The sequence below is a fragment of the Pseudoalteromonas sp. P1-30 genome (assembly GCF_001400005.1).
In the GTDB taxonomy this organism is placed as follows: domain Bacteria; phylum Pseudomonadota; class Gammaproteobacteria; order Enterobacterales; family Alteromonadaceae; genus Pseudoalteromonas; species Pseudoalteromonas atlantica.
In genome coordinates, this window is sequence record NZ_LKBC01000009.1 from 16696 (window position 1) to 33720 (window position 17025).

Below are 17025 nucleotides of genomic sequence, written 5' to 3' on the forward strand. Positions count from 1 at the left end.
GCCGCAGCACCGTTATGCTGCGACTTAACAAAGTAGGGAATTAGCAAGTGGCCCAAACGTTATACGACAAAATTTGGCAAGCACATACCGTTGCCAGCATAAACGAGCAAACTGATTTACTTTATATTGACCGTCATTTAGTACACGAGGTGACATCACCACAGGCTTTTGCAGGCCTACGTGAAAAAAACCGTACGGTACGTTGCCCAGAAAAAACCTTTGCAACAATGGATCATAACGTATCGACTAAAAGCCGATCACTTGATGCCGCAAGCGAAGTATCTAAAAACCAGTTAATGGCACTTGATGCTAACTGTAAAGAGTTTGGCATTGTACTTTACGATTTAAACTCAATTAACCAAGGCATAGTGCATGTAATGGGGCCTGAACAAGGTATTACCTTGCCTGGCACTACCATTGTATGTGGTGATAGCCATACTTCTACGCATGGCGCGTTTGGCGCATTAGCGCACGGTATTGGTACTTCTGAGGTTGAGCACGTATTAGCAACGCAAACGCTACAGCAAAAAAAGGCAAAATCGTTAAAAATTCAAATTAACGGTGTGCTTCGCCCAACTGTAACCTCTAAAGATTTAATTATGGCGGTTATTGGTAAGTTAGGTACAGCTGGCGGTACAGGTTATGTTGCTGAATTTTGTGGTGAAGGCATTGAAGCACTTTCAATGGAAGCCCGTATGACGCTATGTAACATGAGTATTGAAATGGGTGCAAAAGCAGGTTTAATAGCACCAGATCAAATCACGTATGATTACTTAAAAGGTCGCCCATTTGCACCTAAAGGCGCTGACTTTGACGCTGCAGTTGAATACTGGGAAACCTTAAAATCAGATGAAGGCGCAGAGTTTGACTTGAGTGTTGAGCTTGAAGCTGACGACATTCAGCCGCAAATTACGTGGGGCACAAGCCCAGAGCAAGTAATTGGCGTTGATGAATGCATACCAGATCCTGACCAAGAACCAGATTTAATTAAAGCTGATGCTATACGCAGCGCACTTAGATACATGGACTTAAAAGCCGGCGATAAATTATCAAGCGCGAAAGTAGATACAGTCTTTATTGGATCATGTACAAATAGTCGTATCGAAGATTTACGTGCCGCGGCAAAAATTGTTGAAGGCAAGCAAGTAGTCGCAGGCATTGAAGCACTTATTGTACCGGGCTCTGGCCTTGTTAAAAAGCAAGCCGAAGACGAAGGCTTAGCCGATATTTTTAAAGCGGCAGGTTTTGAGTGGCGCGAGCCGGGCTGTTCAATGTGTTTAGCAATGAACGACGACCGCTTAGAAGCGGGCAAACGCTGTGCATCTACGTCTAACCGTAACTTTGAAGGCCGCCAAGGCCGTGGCGGGCGTACGCACTTAGTAAGCCCTGCAATGGCAGCGGCTGCTGCAATACATGGTCACTTTGTTGATATAAGAGGAGAAGCCTAATGAGCGTATTTTTTAGTGGCTTAATGGCCCCACTTGATAAAAACAATGTAGATACAGACCAAATTATTCCTAAGCAGTTTTTAACATCAACTAGCCGTGATGGCTTTGATGCAGCACTGTTTTACGATTGGCGTTACCTAGAAAACGGCGAACCAAATCCTGATTTTATTTTAAACCGCCCATGCTACCAAGGCGCGCAAATATTATTAACGCGCGACAACTTTGGTTGTGGCTCATCACGCGAGCATGCACCATGGGCGCTTAAGCAATATGGTTTTGAAGTAATTTTAGCGGAAAGCTTTGCTGATATTTTCTTTAATAACTGTGGCAACAACCAAATGCTAGCCATTGCGCTACCCGCTGATACGCTTGAGCAATTGTTTGTACTTAGCGAGCAACACGACGATATAAACATTCAAATCGATCTTGAAAACCAAACACTAACAAGCGATAAGTTTGCGCCAATTAGTTTTGATATTCGTAAAGACGTAAAAGAGCGTTTATTAAGTGGCTTAGATTTTATTGGTGTGACCGAAACGCTAAATCCACAAATTGATGCGTTTGAAAAACAACTTGCTGCTGAGCGCCCTTGGCAGTAACGAAAAGCAATTAATTACATATGAAAACAAAGCGCGGCTGAGTATATAAGCCGCGCTTTTTTTATGTTTAACTCTTCAAATTATTAATGTCTAAAATCTGTCATTAGCGCAGGTATGCCTGGCAGCATACCAACAATAGCCATAACGGTAGTTAAAATAACAAACATAATTAGCGGAATAACCCAACGGCTCATTTTAGTTAAATTAGCACTGCGCTCTTTACAGCCAATTAAGCCTAAGTTATCAAGCAGCATAGTCAGTGACCAACCAAAAGCAGGGTTAACCAAGCTTGACGCAAATACAACAATAGCGGCCGATTGCGTTGTCTTACCTTCGCGTGTCATTTCCATACCCGCCTCAAGCAGCGGAATAAACACACCTACAATAAGCGCAACACACAGCACAGGTTGCCAAATGGCTAAATCCATTGGGTAGCCCCATAAACCCGCAATAATACAAAATACGGCTGTTAAAATGGCGCCCGCCGGGATAGGGCGTTTAGCAATAGCGGCAGGGACAATGTAAGTCCCCCACGATGAGGTAAAGTTAGCACCACCGGCCAGCGAGCCAAAGGTTTGTCTAACCGATGCGCTTAGCATGGTGTCGTCTATGTTCATTTGAACTTTTTCAGTGCGTTGCGGGTAACTAATTTTTTGAAATACTTGATGCCCTAAAAAATCCGGTGACCACATAGCCACAGCCAATACCGCAAACGGCAGCACAACCACAAAGCTTTCAAGCGTAGGTAAGCCAAGCATCCAGCCTGTGTTTTCGCCCCACCAATAAGCTGGGTTCATATTTGGTAAGCCCGGCGCAGTATTAAATTCAAACGGCGCACCGAGTGCAAATGCAACCACACCGCCAATAAGGCAGCTAAGCGGCACAGCCAACCAGCGCTTTTTAAAGTGCTCAAGTAACGCATACAATAAAATGGTCGCCAAAATAACAATAAATGCAATGTGCGCCATATCAATGGCCTCAGCCCATGCAAACAGCTTTTTAACCTGCGAAATTGTGCCAATAAAGCCTAAATATATAAGTAAGCCCCCGCACACGCCTTTACTGGTTAAGCGTGCCAGCAAGCTCCCTCCTTTGGTTATGGCTAAAATAAAGCCAAAGGCACCAATCAGTAAGCCAAATGCCATAGGGTGGCCGCCAGCGGCAACCACAATAGGAATAAGAGGAATAAGTGGCCCATGAGTACCCGCTAAGTTAGCGGTGGGTAAAATAAAGCCTGAAAACAAAATAATAAAAATAGAAACAATCAGTAATTCATAGCGTACGTTTTCTAACACAAACGCATCGCTTAAACCCAGTGGCGCTGCAAAAGTAGCGGCAATAGCACCCACCATAACGACTTTACCAATGGTGCCCGCCATGGCAGGAATTGTGTCTTCAAATTCAAAGCGGTAGTCTCTAAATGGTAAATTAGGCCGCCAGCGCTTAGGCTGCATAATTTGCAGCTCGTGCTCTAGGTATTCGTCGCGGGTATTAAACTCTGAACTAGCTTTATGCTTATTTTGATAGCTGTTGGCATCATCTACGTGGGATGCGCTTGTTTTTCCTGGCTCGTTACCCTTTGGGGTTACTGACATAGTCCCTCCTGTTACTCGTTGCTTATTTATTAATACGGCTTTTGTTAAAGCAAATGAATAGTGAACAAGCAGAGTAGATCAGCTTTTACTCAGGAATGTATAGGCAAAAGGTCGTGTATGGCTTTATTTTATGCTAAATCATTGTGTTGGCATTCTTAAATGTAAAGTATATTTTGTTTAAAATCAGTATGTTGATTTGTTTTTTTATGTGTTCTAATTTGGTGAAACATTGCAAAAACAAGGCTGTTATCCTTTAGTCTAAGTAGTGGTTTATGTATTTTAATTGAACTGAAATAGCGCATCTGCTAGGTTCAACGGTTACTCAAATAATAAGAAATTCAATGCAAATTCAATCTCCTAAATCAATTGGTATTTTACTTGGTACGCTTTACGGCATATTTATGCGGCTGTTTGTGGAGCTGCTTGATACTTATAATTTAAGTAGCCTTGTATCTATTTCATTTATGTTTTTAGTGCCCGTTGCAATTGGCTATATTCGTATTCATTTTGAATTTAAAAGTTCAAATACATTAACTAAAAGGCAAATGGTGACAATTGCTTGGCAGCCAATTTTTGTTTTTTTACTTGTAAGCGTTATTACACTGCTTGAAGGCAGTATTTGTGTGGCAATGGCTTTGCCTGCCTTTATGCTCTTTGCAAGTATGGGTGGCTTAATGGCAGGCTTTATTAAAAACCGTCAAACAAAAAACGCTAACAGGCCTTTACTTTCAATAGTTTTGCTTCCTGTATTGCTCTCACCTATTGAGGTAAATTATTTACACTTATCAAAAACGTATGAAGTCACCAACTCTATAGTTATTGAAGCGCCTATAAACCGTGTGTGGCAGCAGCTTGCTAATGTAAGCACCATAGAGCCACAAGAATTGCCATTTTCGCTTACCCAATTAATAGGTGTACCTAAACCTTTAGAGGCAAATATGAATGCTACGGGGGTTGGGGCTGTTAGAACCAGTAAATGGCAAAAAGGAGTTACATTTAAAGAAGTGATTACGGATTGGCAGCCAAATAAACAGATGCTTTATAGATTTGAGATAGACCCTGATGCTATTCCCGATGATGCACTCGATAAACACGTAAAACTAGGCGGCGAATACTTTTCACCTCTGTATGGTGGGTATGCGTTAAGTGAAGATAAAAGCGGCAATACGATTTTAACTTTAAAAACGACTGTGCAAGATAATACAAATTTTGGTGTTTATTCGCGAATATGGGGTGAGGTGATTTTTCAAGACTTCCATTATTCACTTTTAACATTAATGAAAAACAGAGCAGAAAAGCCACTTGTCGCAGCTATTTCCCATTATTAACTTAAACCGCTATGGTATTAAAAAACTATTATAAGAGTACTTTATGAAATTATTAACGGCAGCAACGTTATTACTTGCCTCATCAGCGGCTATCGCGCGTCCTGCGCCTTTAGTATCTATACCTACACACGATGCGTTTTTTAATAATATAGCTGCGCATTGTGGTAAAGCGTTTGAGGGCAAAGTAAGCGTAGATAACGCAAAAGGCCCAAGCTCATTCGAGAATAAAAAACTAATTATGCATGTTCGTAAATGCACAGATAGCGAGCTACAAGTACCATTTCATGTGGGAGATGATGCATCGCGTACATGGATCATTACTAAAACGGGCAGTGGTTTGAGCTTAAAGCATGATCATCGCCATGAAAATGGCAGCGACGATGCTTCAACTATGTATGGCGGTCATACCCTTGATGCGGGTTTTGCACAAATGCAGTCTTTCCCGGCCGATCAATACTCTAAAGAGTTATTTGTAGCACAAGGTATTGCACAGTCGGCAGGTAATACATGGCAAATGTATATTTATCCTGAAGTATTTACGTATCGGTTAATTCGCCAAGGGCGCGAGTTTAAGGTGGACTTTGATTTAACTAAACCAATTACTCCACCAGCAGCGCCGTGGGGCTACGAAAAATAAACTATTTTTCTTTTTTCTCGGGTGCGTCACATTGTAGTAAAACGTTTAATGGTGGTTGATAAGCGCGTGGTTTGATAGGAAAACGTTCGTACTCTTGCACGCCTTCAAGCACTTTTAACATAAAGGTTCTGCCGCGGCATAATCTGTCTGCGTGGCGCAGTAAAAACATACTTTGATTAGCAAAGTGTTTGTAATCGTCTGATTGTATTTCTATTTTATAGTTGTCTTCACCAATTTTGGTTTGGTAGTAATGTACTTTGTTATCAAAGTCGTATGACTTTTCTTTTTCGCCCACTTCTGCAAAGGCGCTCCCTATACCAGAAAAGGCTAGCAATGCAGCGCCAACAACTAAATGCGGTGTGTATAAGCCTTTCATAAAAATGTATCCTTTAATTTGCGAACTTAATACCCATTAATAAAGCATTAAGTGCGATGTATTTAAGTTAAGTTTAACACCCAAAAAGAGAATATGTGATGTTCAAACAAATAAAACAACTGTTTGCCGCTTTTGACGAGCAACAGCCAAGCATAGAGCAGCATGATCTAAAAACAGCGGTTGCTGCGCTGCTTATTGAAGTAATGCGTGCTGATTCTAAGCTCGACCATAATGAACAACACACCCTGACTGTAACCTTAAAAAAATACTTTAATTTAACAGAATCGGAAGTTGATGAGCTCACCAACAATGCCGCTGGTAGCTTAGATGGGGCTATTGATTACTTTCAATTTTCTAAGCAGATTAACGATCACTGCAGTGCGGCGCAGCGCATTGAAATAATTGAGCTATTATGGCGATTGGCGTATGCCGATGGAGAGATAGATCCTCAAGAAGAGTATGTAATACGCAAAGTGGCTGGGCTTTTATATGTAGCGCACACCGATTTTATCGCTGCTAAATTAGCAGCGACACAATCGTAAAAATTAGCTTAATTTACTAGCAACAGAAACGAGCTGCTGCGTTAATACGCTCACTTTTTCTGCAGTGGTTGGGTCGCTAATTTTTCCATCTTCGTCAAATACAGTAAATGCAGATGGGATAGCGAGCTGATCGGCAAGTACTAACGAGCCAATCCCGCTTAAAATATCGCGTACATGGTTTAAGCCGCGCAAACCACCTAAACCACCTGGTGATGTAGCAAATAACGCCACTACTTTGTTGCGAAATGCGGGTACTGCGCCTTGCTCAGTTCGCGATGCCCAATCAATTGCATTTTTAAGTGCAGCAGTAATTGAGCCGTTGTACTCTGGGCTTGCTAGTAAAATACCATCAGCATTACGCAGTTTATCTTTTAATAGTTGTGCATCGGTAGGTGTGCCTTGCGCTTCAATGTCTTCGCTAAATAATGGCAAATTTAACTCGGCGAGTGTAATTACTTCCACTTCAGCACCGGTTTGCAGAGCAAAACGAGCTGCTTCGTTAATGAGTTTTTGGTTAAAGCTATCTTTACGCAGGCTACCCGCGAGCGCGATAATTTTTGGTGCTGACATGATTAAGACCTTTTATTAGTTGGGTATGACACTAATGTAGCAAATTTTTGCTTGTAGAAAACCCGAATAAACGCAACACTTATGTGCGTATATGCACATAAGTAGAAGGCGGGTAGCGTGGCAATAAAATTTGACGACTGGCAAGACGTAAAAGTTGCCTTTGAAGTGGCAAGGCTAGGTACTTTGACCGCAGCAGCAGAGGCATTAAGTGTGCACCATAGCACAGTGTTGAGACGCATAAATAACTTAGAGAAAAACTTAAATGTACGGTTATTTCATCGCCATGCGCGCGGATATAAAGTAACCGAAAGCGGGGCAAAATTATTTGAAACCGCACAAGCAATAGATAACTCACTCGAAGGTTTACATAATGCCATTGCCGCAGCCGATAGTGAGCTCAGAGGGAGCTTGTTACTGACTACCGTAAGTGGTTTTATGGATATGCTAAGCAACGTGTGTGAGCAGTTTCAAACATTGCACCCGCAAGTGCAGCTAGAAGTGATTTTAGAGCAAAAGCGCCTAAGGCTTGACCACGGACAAGCTCATATAGCAATACGTGTAGGCCCTAAACCTGATGAAGGCGACTATATAGCGCAGCACTTAGCTAAGCTATCGGCCGGCCTCTATGCCCACAAACGTTATATTGCTAAACACGGCATGCCAAAAACCTTAGATGACTTAAAGCAGCATAATTTTATATCGGGTATTGCGGGGTTTAATGCGCGGGTACCGTACTTTAGCTGGGTTGATGAGTTTATTCCTCAGTCGCAAATTAAATTAAGAGTATCAGAAACCTCAGAAGCGGCGCGCGCGGTTATTAAAGGCTTAGGCATAGGGGGGTTGCACCAAAGCGCGATAGAAAATAACCCCGACGTAGTGCCTATATTGCACGACAAATTACATTGGGAGTTTGACTCTTGGTTGGTTACTCACCATTTAGTACACCGCACGGCCAAAGTGCAAGCCTTTGCTGCGTTATTAAAAACCTACTTTAGTAACATGCCACACGTTAAATAGTTTTTTTAACCTCAATACCTAAACGCTTAGCAAGGCGTACAAGGTTTGCTCTGTCGAGTTCCAGCACTCTTGCAGTTGCTGCCCAGTTATAATTATGCTGCTTTAGTTGCTCGGTTATAACTGTAAATTGCAAAGATTCAACGGCCTGCTTTAATGGCTGATGATGAGCAATGTGGGCGGTAATTGGCGTGCTAACGTGCGCGGTGTTGTTTGGTTGTTGGGCTAAATCGCAGTGCTCGCTTGTAATTGTTATTATTGGGTTTTGCCACTGGCTTTGTTTAGCTTTTAATGCGCTGCGGCTAATAACATGCTCAAGCTCGCGTACATTACCAGGCCAACTGTATTGGTTGAGCAATACTTGCGCTTCAGTGCTTAGCTTTAATTGTTTAATACCTAATTTACGGGCAGTTTGTTCAATAAAATAACCAGCCAGTAAAGTTATGTCGTGCTCGCGTTTATTAAGTGGCGGCACGGTAATAGGGTAAACACTTAGCCGGTGATATAAATCGGCTCTAAAGCGACCTTGTGCTACCTCATGTTTTAAATCACGATTAGTGGCTGCTATTACCCTTACATCCACATATTTTGGCGTGTCTTCTCCCACTGTTTGTATTTCACCACTTTGCAACACCCGCAATAATTTGCTTTGCATAGCCAATGGTAGCTCACCAATTTCGTCTAAAAATAACGTGCCACCATCAGCTAGCTGAAACTTACCTTGGCGGGCATTTTGTGCGCCAGTAAATGAGCCTTTGGCGTGGCCAAAAAACTCACTCTCTGCAAGGTTTTCGGGGAGTGAAGCACAATTTAAGTGAATCAGCGGTTGATCTTTTCGGGCAGAATTTAAGTGAATATTACGCGCTACTAGCTCTTTTCCTACGCCCGTTTCTCCTAACACCAATACACTAAAATTAGAGGCCGCTACGAGTTTTATTTCATTTTTAAGCGTTTGCATTACAGGGCTTTGGCCAATAATTTCGCCGCCATCGCGAGTAAGCGCATCACGCGTTAACTCTTGCACAAGGGCGTTTGAATGCTGTGCATGGTGTTTGTAGTGGGCAAGCTCCAGAGCCGTTTTAAAATGTGCACTACACAGCGTTTGTAATGTGCTGAGCGTATCTGCGCTAATACTGCAAAAGGCATTTGCGTTTAAGCTATCGAATGTAAGCACGCCTAGCAAAGTGCTTTTATCGTAAAGGGGTAAACCTAAGCAGGCATGCACAGGAATATCGCCCGTTTTGGCCAGCAGCAGGCCGTCGTATGGGTCGGGCAGGGGGCAGTCGTGTGCAAACTGTAATGCGTGGTTTGCACTACAAATGGCCGCTAATCGAGGGTGCTCTGCTATTTTAAAGCGCCTACCAAGGCTATCGGGCATCAGACCTTTGATGGCTAAGGGCTTAAGTTGCTCGCCCTGCACAACAAGTAACGCACTGGCATCGCTAGGTATTACACGTTCAACCGTTGCCAATAATTGATCAAAGCTGTGCTCGTGCAGCGTGCTTTGGGCAAGCTCTAAAGCCACTTGGGTAAGGTTGAATTGTGGGTTCATGTCAAAATGACCTATTTGTGTTTTTATTATTTAAATTAGAGTGTGTCATAGAGACTCAATTTGTAAAGTGTTTATATTTAACTTGCTGAATATTAATGTTTTATTTTATTGGCACGCTATGTGTAATAGCTAAGTAACGTTAATGGTTACTGAGGTAGTTATGAACACACTTACACTAAATAATGTAAACAACCAGGTTGAGTTAGGCGCATTTTTTAAATCGCTATTATTTACTGCTAATGCAGTATTAGGGCTTAGCGCTATTTGTATGGTTGTGAGCATTTTAATTAGTTACCCGTACGCAGAGCACTTTTCGATGCAGGTACAAATATCAGCGCATATTAGTACGATTGTAGTGGCAGCTATTTTAAAAGTTAGTTATGTGCTGCGTTGTGTTGCGCAACATGGTTTAGGGCAGGAAGTACGCTAATGCGCCCACTAAATTTAACAGAGCCAATGCCAGCGCACATAGCTATTCATCACGTAACAAAATGGCCGTTATGGATGCTTGCATTTAGACCCTACTTTTTAGCAGGCGGTTTGCTGGCATTTTTATCGATAGGGTATTGGTTACTTATTTTAACGGGCTATGCTAGTTGGCACTTAACCATGCCAGCCACACTTTGGCACGCGCACGAAATGCTATTTGGCTTTGCAGGAGTGGTAGCCGTCGGTTTTTTACTTACGGCGGCACAAAATTGGACGGGCGTTGAAAGTATAAGTGGCAAAGCACTTATGCTACTTACTTTTGTATGGATAAGTGCTCGTTTAGCATTTTTTATAAAGCTGCCTGATTTTGCTAATGCTAATTTATGGCTTGTTACTTTGCTACAGCTAGCATGGTGGCTTGGGGCAATTACGGCACTGGCTAATATGCTATTAACAGCACGCAGTAAAAATAATTACCCGTTTTTAGTTATTTTAAGCGTGTTGTGCGCCCTTAATACTCTTTATTTACTCCTTGTTTTAAATAACAACATGCAGCTTGCATTAGCTGTGGTTGACACTGCGGTACTGGTTGTCAGTTTACTGGTCGGCATTGTAGCAGGGCGGGTTATTCCTTTTTTTACTGCTAAAGGCCTAGCGCTTAGCGAGCAAGTACGCACTCCTAAAATTGATAAAGCACTGCTGTATTTATCAATTTTGGCAATTACTTTATTTTTTATCAGTAAATTATTTTTAAGCTCAATTAGCCCTGCATTCATTGTTGCAATAGTGGCTGTGCTTCACTTAATTCGAGCAAAACTTTGGTGGCATGCAAACGTGCTAAAAGTGCCTTTATTATGGTCTTTGCATTTTTCTTATTCTGCTTTAGGTGTTGGCTTAATGATGATTGAATTTAGCTTTTACACAAGCGTAATACCTTTCAAAGATGCGCTCCACCTTATCACTATCGGCACAATAGGGATGATGATTTTAGCCATGATGACCCGTGTATCGCTAGGGCATACAGGGCGTACGCTTAATACACCTAAATATATATCTGTTGCTTTTGCGCTTGTGCTGGTGGCAGCTATTACTCGCTCCATACTCCCTTTAATTATTGCGCCACACTTTGCTTGGCAGATCAGCGCCTTGCTGTGGTTAGTGGCTTTTTTGTTATTTTTAATTTACTGCACACCTATATTAACGCGGCGTCGTGTTGATGGGCGCCGTGGTTAGTTTACCTACAGGACTACATTATGTTATCTGATAAAACCATTGAGATTGTTAAAAGCACTGTTCCGTTATTAGCGCAAGCCGGCACGGTTGTGACCGATCATTTTTATAAGCGACTATTTAGCCATAACCCAGAGCTCAAAAATATTTTTAATATGACTAACCAAAACACTGGGCGCCAGCAATTTGCTTTGTTTAACGCATTAGCTGCATACGCCCAAAACATTGATAACTTAGCGGTGTTAAAAGAGGCATTAGCGCGCATTAACCATAAACACACCAGTTTAAATATTTTACCAGAGCACTACCCCATTGTTGGTGATCACTTAATTGGCACCTTAAAAGAGCTAATACCAGAGCAGTTTACGCCGGATGTAGAATACGCTTGGCGTGAAGCATATGCACTGCTTGCTGATATTTGTATTACCGAAGAAGTGGCTTTATATGAGCACAGTAAAAATACACGCGGTGGTTGGGCGGGCACGCGCCAATTTGAAATAACCAACAAACAGGTTGAATCAGCACTCGTCACAAGTTTTACACTAACGCCTATCGATGGCAAAGCGGTGATTACCCATAAACCTGGCCAATATTTAGGGGTTAAAGTTAAACCAGCGGGCGCTGAATATGAAGAAATTCGCCAGTATTCTATTTCACAAAAAGCCAATGGTAAAAACTACCGTATTAGCGTTAAAAAAGAGCTACAGCCAAAGCCTGGCATGGTGTCTAATTATTTACACTCACTAGCTCAAGGTGACATAGTTGAACTGTACCCGCCTGCAGGTGATTTCTTTTTACGAAATAGTAAAAACCCAGCGGTACTTATTTCAGCAGGTGTAGGGCAAACCCCAATGCTTGCGATGCTCGAAACGCTATTAAGCGATAACCCTAAGCAAAATATTATGTATTTACATGCGTGCGAAAATACGCAGCAGCACTCATTTGCACACTATTTAAATGAATTAAGTGCGGCTTATAACAGCTTGCAAACTATTACGTGGTTTAATCAAAGTAGTGATAGGGCTGATTTTACAGGGTTAATGGACTTAGCTGCCATAAAAACACAGTTACCTCTTACAAATGGCGATTTTTACTTATGTGGCCCCGCTGGGTTTATGGCGTTTGTGAAAAGCCAATTACTGGCACTCGGTGTTAAAAACGAGCATATTCATTACGAAGTGTTTGGTCCGCATCAAGACTTATAAACCAAGTGAAAAACGATAAAGGCACATAGCATAAATGCTCTGTGCCTTTTTTAAAGGTATTTTATTGTGCTTTACAGCTTACGTTTTTAAGCTCAATAGACATATCTTTTTTAGGATAATAAAGCACGCACTGCTTGCCGATTATTTGTAAAACAAACTTTTCTGGCTTGATATTATGCGCGCCCATTATGGGCATACCATTTGAGTCTTTACTATTTCCATGGCTTAATAATAGCTCGCTGCGTTTAGTAAAAACGGTGTCGGCCAGTGTAACTAGTGTGCCGCCCTTTGCTTTTATAATCGCTTGCTGGAGCGTGGCTATAACGCCTGGGTTTACCTCGGTTAGTAGTGCAGGCTTAGCAGTGGCATTACTCATACTGTTACAGCCTCCAATAAATAATAAGGTTAATATTGCCAGTAGTTTAGCCATTACTTATCCTTATTTAACGTAGGCCATGTTAAATCCATATTGCCACGGTTAACGTTATTAGGTGCGTTTAAAGGTAATAGCTGCTTGCTATCGCCAGCAGCGCTTTGTACTTGCGTTTTAATACTCGCAGAGGCAGTGCTAACAGGGCACGTGCCGTTATTATCAATATGATAAAGCGCAGTAGAGAGTATCCCTTCGTTTGGATCGCCTAATTGATTATCAAAGTCGTCACTGACTACACAGCCTTTTACATCAGCATCAAACTGTGGTGTAGGCGTTGGCGTAAAGCCTGCTGCATATTCACCAAACCCTTTACTGTTAATACCGCTAAATTGAATGGTGTAATAGGTGGTGCCACAGTTATGTGTTGGGGTAAAACCGTATGGTTTACCGCAGGTTGTGTCGCCAATGAGCACCACCTCGGCGTCAATGCCTTTTAAGCCATTAATAAAGGCTTCTGAGGCTGAACACGTACCCGATGTACTAAGCACATATACCTTAGATAGGTTTAAATCGGGGAGGCTTTCGCCAGTGCTAAAAAAAGTTGAGTAATCAATTTCTTCATCTATAAACGGAAAAGGCGACTCTACCGGTTGTTTATCGTTTTGCTGAGTTTGGTAATAAATACGGTTTTGAATGTTGGCGCTGCCCGCCACCATGTAAGCCAGCTGCGAAGAAAGCGCTAATAAACCGCCTCCGTTATATCTAAAGTCGATAACAAGCTCTTCTACGTTATCGGTTTTAAATTTATTAACGGCAGCAATTAACCCTTCTTGGGCAATACCTATATGGCTATTAAACTGCATGTACCCTACGCTAGTGCCATTTGCAGTGGTAATGGTTTTTACGTTTTGAACCGGTGTTTGCTCTATGTTGCCGGCAGTTACGTTAAAGGTTTTTTCAGCGCCATTGTTACTGCGCACAACGATGGTGTGCGAGTCGCCATTAGTGGGGCTAAATAATCCTTCGTTTAAGGTATCTACGCCTGCTTGTGTGCTGGTATTAATGCTTACGCCATCAACTTCAAGTACGGTATCGCCACGTTGAAAACCAATTTGGCTTGCTGGTGAGTCGTCTTCTAGGTAGGCAACACGTAAAATTCTATCAGCTGGGTCGCCAATAAATGCCCAATTTATACCATAGCCTGAGGTTACACCTGATTGCGCTTCTTGAAAGTAGTCCTCAGAAGGCTCTGAAAAATGAAAATTATCTTTTTTAGCACCAGAGTCGGTTAGTTCTTCGGTTTTTAGTTGGGCAAAATAATCGGCCACTGTAGCAAAGTTTTCAGGGTCGTTATCGGCTATTTCATCATACCAAAGGTAGGTTTCGTCGCTCCACGAGCGAAGCCAAAGCTTTTCGTAAAGGGCCGAACCGGCTTGGTCAGGGTAGGGCTCATTATTATTAAACGGATCGTTACCTGTGCGTGGGTTTTCGCAAAAGTTTTTTAACTCCTCCGATGGCTCAAATACACCTGCCGTCCATGTCGGGGCTGTGTTTGCAGGAGGTGTGACGACTGGGTCGGGCGTTTCATTCATGCTGCTACCACCGCCACAGCCCACAAGCGTTAGGCTTGAAAGTGCAGCAATAATAGCGAGTGTTGCTTTATTATTTTTAAACATACAAAACTACTTTTTGTAAATAAGTTGTTTAAAATACTACAACACCCGCTCATTTATTCAACGTATTAGGCCCTAAATTATGTAAATGAGTGTATACACTTAGGTGTGCTACAGCTTACTTGCGCTGTTTTTATCTGCAAATGCTTGTTTTTGCCAGGCATCAAATAGTTTTTGTTGTTTAGCTGATATTTTTAAGCCGTATGTTTTTTGCATATAGGCGTAGGTGTCGGCAATGCGCTTACGGGCATAAAAAGGAGGCTCTACAACGCGTTGTTTAAAATTAACCTTTACTTGGCAGCGGCCATATTGGGTAGCGTTTTCGCTAAGCATACCAAAGCGATAGTTAGAGCGATCTGCGTTAATTTCGCCAATTGCGGGGGCTAAATTGTTTATATCGGCTTCCATTTTTCTAAATTTAGCACTGACCTTGCGACAGTTTTTACGACCACCGTTTTGCCAGCATTGTAGCTGGTGACCAAATTCCCACGCCGGCACTATATGCTCCCACTCTATACGCAGTGCACGTACATTAACCTTGCCAGAGGAAGTTAACGTATTACGTGGAATATAACCACAGTTGCTAGGGTCGGGGATTAGCTTTTTACCTTGTTTTTTAATGTCGCAGCCGCAGTAAAGGCTTTTGGCGTTTTCGGGTAGGGTTTTAATTAAGTGCCTTTTAGCCGTTGAAAAACGGGTAAATTCTTCACTCGATGCAGAAAAACAAATACAACAAGCCACAAAGGCCAAAATAAATTTAAGCATATCCATCACATACGTGAACTACAGGAGGCGCTAGTCTAAAGTTTTGCTGCTAAAAGATAAAGCCTGAACAAATTTTAATCCGCAATGCTTAGTACACTCTATACTGATATAAAAAATAGCGAGGAGATGACTATGCTAGGTGCTTTTTCAATAAGTTTAACAGTTAAAGATATTAGAGCCTCAAAAGCGTTTTACGAAAAGTTGGGCTTTAGCGAGTTTGCAGGTGAGATAGAGCAAAACTGGCTAGTGATGAAAAACGGTGAGCATTTAATTGGCTTGTTCTCGGGTATGTTTGATAAAAACATGCTGACCTTCAATCCTGGCTGGGATCAAAACGCACAAACCGTTACAGAGTTTAAGGATGTTGATGCGCTTAGCGAATATTTTCAAAACGCTCATATCCAGGTTGAACCTGTGGGTGATAAAAGTTTTATTATTACCGACCCAGACGGCAACCCTATTTTGATTGACCAACACGTGTAAGTTTTTTTAGCCTAACGTTTTGTATTAATAAAATAATACCGCATAAACAAAATAGTACGCTGGTGGCTGCAAAACTGATGAGAAGCGGGTTGTTAAAATCTTCACGCTCGTCGTAATCCATTATGTGTAGCATCCAAAAAAAGTCGAATATGCGCCATAATGTGCTGCGAACGGTGATAACTTTGCCGTTAATTGCGTTTAAATACAGCGTAGTATTAAAGGTGTCGTTAAATTGTACTTGCCACACATTTTTTTTGTATCCCACCTCTCGAGTGCCTTGTTTTAAAAGTGTAGTGCTAATTGGCTTAGCGTCGATGAGTAAATGCGCTTGTGCATTAGCGGTAATTTGTATTTTGGTGGGTGGCTGAAAAGGGCGCCCCGTTAAACCATTAAAGCTTTGCTGCTCGTCAGTATTAATAACAGTAATAAGCGGGGTCGTTAAAAAGTGCTCAAACACTATTTGCGTGGGGTTAGGTACTTGGGCAGTAATATTATCGAGTGATGTGGGGTAATCTGCTTGAGTAAATGGGTTTGTAAGTATGCGCTTAGCAAGGTGCTTACCGTGTACGTATTCAAGTGGTATCGCGCTCATTACTAAGCCGCCTAAAAGCCAAGCTAAAATTTGTAAGGCAAGTAAATAGCCTAGCCACTTATGTAGTTTTCGAGCGCGCTTAAATAGTTGTTTTTTCATTTTGTGCTTCTTATTATTTTTAGCGTTAGTGTATTACAGCAGCCCATGCTTTTACTGCGGCATTTTGTCGCAGTTATTCATAAGCTTACTCTAACTTTATAAAAATAATAAAAAGGAGCGGTAAAAAATCAGTGAGGCTGTGTTTAATGCTCACGTAAGGCATTTATTAGCCCTTGTTTGCTCATTTTTGAGCGGCCGCTAATGCCGAGCTCTTTAGCTTTATTGTACAGCTGCTTTTTAGTGCGTAGCTCATACTTTGAGGCTTTGCCGCCTTTGACAGCAGTTTTATGAGTATTGCTATTAGCAATGCGCGCGGCTTTTTTTTGCTCATGCCTTCATCTCGAAGCGCATCGTACTGATCGTCATTTTTAATTTGCGGGCCATGACCTACCATAATTGTCCTCCTGAAGCGTTTAATTACACAGTGTGTGTGTATAACTTTCATACATAAACGGTAAAATTAAGCGTAACTAGCCTAACCCGTTTTATAAGGCAAATTAGGTGCCAATGGCGTT

20 protein-coding genes are annotated in these 17025 nt (G+C 41.9%); 10 read left to right on the forward strand and 10 right to left on the reverse strand.

Annotation, left to right across the window (positions count from 1 at the left end):
- Nucleotides 1–47: 47 nt before the first annotated feature.
- On the forward strand, nucleotides 48–1448 hold the full coding sequence (leuC, locus tag AN395_RS13530; protein ID WP_024033932.1) for a 3-isopropylmalate dehydratase large subunit: 1401 nt from the start codon (nucleotides 48–50) through the stop codon (nucleotides 1446–1448).
- Nucleotides 1448–2047 carry a 3-isopropylmalate dehydratase small subunit gene (gene leuD / locus AN395_RS13535; protein WP_004589386.1) on the forward strand — a complete coding sequence of 200 codons (600 nt, stop codon included), beginning with the start codon at nucleotides 1448–1450 and terminating at the stop codon, nucleotides 2045–2047. The genes leuC and leuD overlap by 1 nt, the downstream gene beginning before the upstream one ends.
- 83 nt (nucleotides 2048–2130) lie before the next feature.
- On the opposite strand, the gene AN395_RS13540 is transcribed toward leuD, so the two are convergent.
- Nucleotides 2131–3642 carry a DUF3360 family protein gene (locus AN395_RS13540; RefSeq protein WP_054983309.1) on the reverse strand — a complete coding sequence of 504 codons (1512 nt, stop codon included), beginning with the start codon at nucleotides 3640–3642 and terminating at the stop codon, nucleotides 2131–2133.
- A gap of 341 nt (nucleotides 3643–3983) precedes the next feature.
- Between AN395_RS13540 and AN395_RS13545 the strand changes: the two genes are divergently transcribed.
- A complete protein-coding gene (locus AN395_RS13545; RefSeq protein WP_054983310.1) occupies nucleotides 3984–4970 on the forward strand; it encodes a hypothetical protein in 987 nt (328 codons plus the stop codon).
- 43 nt (nucleotides 4971–5013) lie between these two features.
- The gene (locus AN395_RS13550) at nucleotides 5014–5607 is read left to right on the forward strand and encodes a hypothetical protein (RefSeq protein ID WP_054983311.1); all 594 of its coding nucleotides are present in this window, start codon (nucleotides 5014–5016) and stop codon (nucleotides 5605–5607) included.
- Between the two features lies 1 nt (nucleotide 5608).
- Here the strand turns inward: AN395_RS13550 and AN395_RS13555 are convergent, their stop codons facing one another.
- Nucleotides 5609–5983 carry a hypothetical protein gene (locus AN395_RS13555; RefSeq protein WP_054983312.1) on the reverse strand — a complete coding sequence of 125 codons (375 nt, stop codon included), beginning with the start codon at nucleotides 5981–5983 and terminating at the stop codon, nucleotides 5609–5611.
- Nucleotides 5984–6081: 98 nt separating this feature from the next.
- On the opposite strand from AN395_RS13555, the gene AN395_RS13560 reads away from it, so the two are divergent.
- On the forward strand, nucleotides 6082–6525 hold the full coding sequence (locus AN395_RS13560) for a TerB family tellurite resistance protein (RefSeq protein WP_024033928.1): 444 nt from the start codon (nucleotides 6082–6084) through the stop codon (nucleotides 6523–6525).
- A gap of 3 nt (nucleotides 6526–6528) precedes the next feature.
- Here the strand turns inward: AN395_RS13560 and AN395_RS13565 are convergent, their stop codons facing one another.
- Complete coding sequence (locus AN395_RS13565; protein ID WP_029773331.1) at nucleotides 6529–7095, reverse strand: NADPH-dependent FMN reductase; 567 nt, start codon at nucleotides 7093–7095, stop codon at nucleotides 6529–6531.
- A gap of 117 nt (nucleotides 7096–7212) precedes the next feature.
- On the opposite strand from AN395_RS13565, the gene AN395_RS13570 reads away from it, so the two are divergent.
- Nucleotides 7213–8112 (forward strand): LysR family transcriptional regulator, encoded by a 900-nt coding sequence (locus AN395_RS13570; protein ID WP_004589379.1) that lies wholly within the window; start codon nucleotides 7213–7215, stop codon nucleotides 8110–8112.
- Here the strand turns inward: AN395_RS13570 and norR are convergent.
- Nucleotides 8105–9661, reverse strand: coding sequence for a nitric oxide reductase transcriptional regulator NorR (gene norR, locus AN395_RS13575; RefSeq protein WP_054983313.1), 1557 nt, complete (start codon nucleotides 9659–9661; stop codon nucleotides 8105–8107). The genes AN395_RS13570 and norR overlap by 8 nt on opposite strands.
- Nucleotides 9662–9821: 160 nt before the next feature.
- On the opposite strand from norR, the gene AN395_RS13580 reads away from it, so the two are divergent.
- Genes AN395_RS13580 through hmpA form a run of 3 tightly spaced genes read left to right on the forward strand, consistent with a single transcriptional unit; the run spans nucleotide 9822 to nucleotide 12525 of the window.
- Nucleotides 9822–10091: a hypothetical protein gene (locus tag AN395_RS13580; RefSeq protein WP_054983355.1), complete on the forward strand. Its 270-nt coding sequence runs from the start codon at nucleotides 9822–9824 to the stop codon at nucleotides 10089–10091.
- Nucleotides 10091–11323: an NnrS family protein gene (locus tag AN395_RS13585; protein ID WP_054983314.1), complete on the forward strand. Its 1233-nt coding sequence runs from the start codon at nucleotides 10091–10093 to the stop codon at nucleotides 11321–11323. Before AN395_RS13580 ends, AN395_RS13585 begins: the two co-directional genes overlap by 1 nt.
- A gap of 20 nt (nucleotides 11324–11343) precedes the next feature.
- The gene (hmpA, locus tag AN395_RS13590) at nucleotides 11344–12525 is read left to right on the forward strand and encodes an NO-inducible flavohemoprotein (RefSeq protein WP_054983315.1); all 1182 of its coding nucleotides are present in this window, start codon (nucleotides 11344–11346) and stop codon (nucleotides 12523–12525) included.
- A gap of 61 nt (nucleotides 12526–12586) precedes the next feature.
- Here the strand turns inward: hmpA and AN395_RS13595 are convergent, their stop codons facing one another.
- From AN395_RS13595 to AN395_RS13605, 3 genes are all read right to left on the reverse strand, one after another.
- Nucleotides 12587–12955: a hypothetical protein gene (locus AN395_RS13595; protein WP_004589374.1), complete on the reverse strand. Its 369-nt coding sequence runs from the start codon at nucleotides 12953–12955 to the stop codon at nucleotides 12587–12589.
- Nucleotides 12955–14574, reverse strand: a complete 1620-nt coding sequence (locus tag AN395_RS13600) for a S41 family peptidase (protein WP_054983316.1) — start codon at nucleotides 14572–14574, stop codon at nucleotides 12955–12957. The genes AN395_RS13595 and AN395_RS13600 overlap by 1 nt, the downstream gene beginning before the upstream one ends.
- Nucleotides 14575–14682: 108 nt before the next feature.
- Nucleotides 14683–15342, reverse strand: coding sequence for an endonuclease (locus AN395_RS13605; protein ID WP_054983317.1), 660 nt, complete (start codon nucleotides 15340–15342; stop codon nucleotides 14683–14685).
- Between the two features lie 126 nt (nucleotides 15343–15468).
- On the opposite strand from AN395_RS13605, the gene AN395_RS13610 reads away from it, so the two are divergent.
- Nucleotides 15469–15819 (forward strand): VOC family protein, encoded by a 351-nt coding sequence (locus AN395_RS13610; RefSeq protein ID WP_054983318.1) that lies wholly within the window; start codon nucleotides 15469–15471, stop codon nucleotides 15817–15819.
- Here AN395_RS13610 and AN395_RS13615 read toward each other — a convergent pair.
- The 3 genes from AN395_RS13615 to AN395_RS13620 form a co-directional block, all read right to left on the reverse strand.
- Entirely contained in the window at nucleotides 15794–16510 is a 717-nt protein-coding gene (locus tag AN395_RS13615) for a hypothetical protein (RefSeq protein ID WP_054983319.1), read from the reverse strand. The two genes, AN395_RS13610 and AN395_RS13615, sit on opposite strands and share 26 nt — an antisense overlap.
- A 143-nt stretch (nucleotides 16511–16653) precedes the next feature.
- Nucleotides 16654–16713 (reverse strand): hypothetical protein, encoded by a 60-nt coding sequence (locus AN395_RS19795; protein ID WP_327078103.1) that lies wholly within the window; start codon nucleotides 16711–16713, stop codon nucleotides 16654–16656.
- The gene (locus AN395_RS13620; protein WP_235576581.1) at nucleotides 16692–16904 is read right to left on the reverse strand and encodes a Rho termination factor; all 213 of its coding nucleotides are present in this window, start codon (nucleotides 16902–16904) and stop codon (nucleotides 16692–16694) included. Before AN395_RS13620 ends, AN395_RS19795 begins: the two co-directional genes overlap by 22 nt.
- Between the last annotated feature and the right edge of the window lie 121 nt (nucleotides 16905–17025).

Excerpts from the sequence above, each read along its gene's own strand:
- AN395_RS13595 (WP_004589374.1), bottom strand. The coding sequence starts at position 12,955 with ATGGCTAAACTACTGGCAATATTAACCTTATTATTTATTGGAGGCTGT.
- AN395_RS13580 (WP_054983355.1), top strand. The coding sequence starts at position 9,822 with ATGAACACACTTACACTAAATAATGTAAACAACCAGGTTGAGTTAGGC.
- AN395_RS13605 (WP_054983317.1), bottom strand. The coding sequence starts at position 15,342 with ATGGATATGCTTAAATTTATTTTGGCCTTTGTGGCTTGTTGTATTTGT.
- AN395_RS13550 (WP_054983311.1), top strand. The coding sequence starts at position 5,014 with ATGAAATTATTAACGGCAGCAACGTTATTACTTGCCTCATCAGCGGCT.
- AN395_RS13565 (WP_029773331.1), bottom strand. The coding sequence starts at position 7,095 with ATGTCAGCACCAAAAATTATCGCGCTCGCGGGTAGCCTGCGTAAAGAT.
- AN395_RS13620 (WP_235576581.1), bottom strand. The coding sequence starts at position 16,904 with ATGGTAGGTCATGGCCCGCAAATTAAAAATGACGATCAGTACGATGCG.
- AN395_RS13615 (WP_054983319.1), bottom strand. The coding sequence starts at position 16,510 with ATGAAAAAACAACTATTTAAGCGCGCTCGAAAACTACATAAGTGGCTA.
- leuD (WP_004589386.1), top strand. The coding sequence starts at position 1,448 with ATGAGCGTATTTTTTAGTGGCTTAATGGCCCCACTTGATAAAAACAAT.
- AN395_RS13560 (WP_024033928.1), top strand. The coding sequence starts at position 6,082 with ATGTTCAAACAAATAAAACAACTGTTTGCCGCTTTTGACGAGCAACAG.
- AN395_RS13600 (WP_054983316.1), bottom strand. The coding sequence starts at position 14,574 with ATGTTTAAAAATAATAAAGCAACACTCGCTATTATTGCTGCACTTTCA.
- AN395_RS13545 (WP_054983310.1), top strand. The coding sequence starts at position 3,984 with ATGCAAATTCAATCTCCTAAATCAATTGGTATTTTACTTGGTACGCTT.
- AN395_RS13585 (WP_054983314.1), top strand. The coding sequence starts at position 10,091 with ATGCGCCCACTAAATTTAACAGAGCCAATGCCAGCGCACATAGCTATT.
- hmpA (WP_054983315.1), top strand. The coding sequence starts at position 11,344 with ATGTTATCTGATAAAACCATTGAGATTGTTAAAAGCACTGTTCCGTTA.
- AN395_RS13610 (WP_054983318.1), top strand. The coding sequence starts at position 15,469 with ATGCTAGGTGCTTTTTCAATAAGTTTAACAGTTAAAGATATTAGAGCC.
- norR (WP_054983313.1), bottom strand. The coding sequence starts at position 9,661 with ATGAACCCACAATTCAACCTTACCCAAGTGGCTTTAGAGCTTGCCCAA.
- AN395_RS13555 (WP_054983312.1), bottom strand. The coding sequence starts at position 5,983 with ATGAAAGGCTTATACACACCGCATTTAGTTGTTGGCGCTGCATTGCTA.
- AN395_RS13540 (WP_054983309.1), bottom strand. The coding sequence starts at position 3,642 with ATGTCAGTAACCCCAAAGGGTAACGAGCCAGGAAAAACAAGCGCATCC.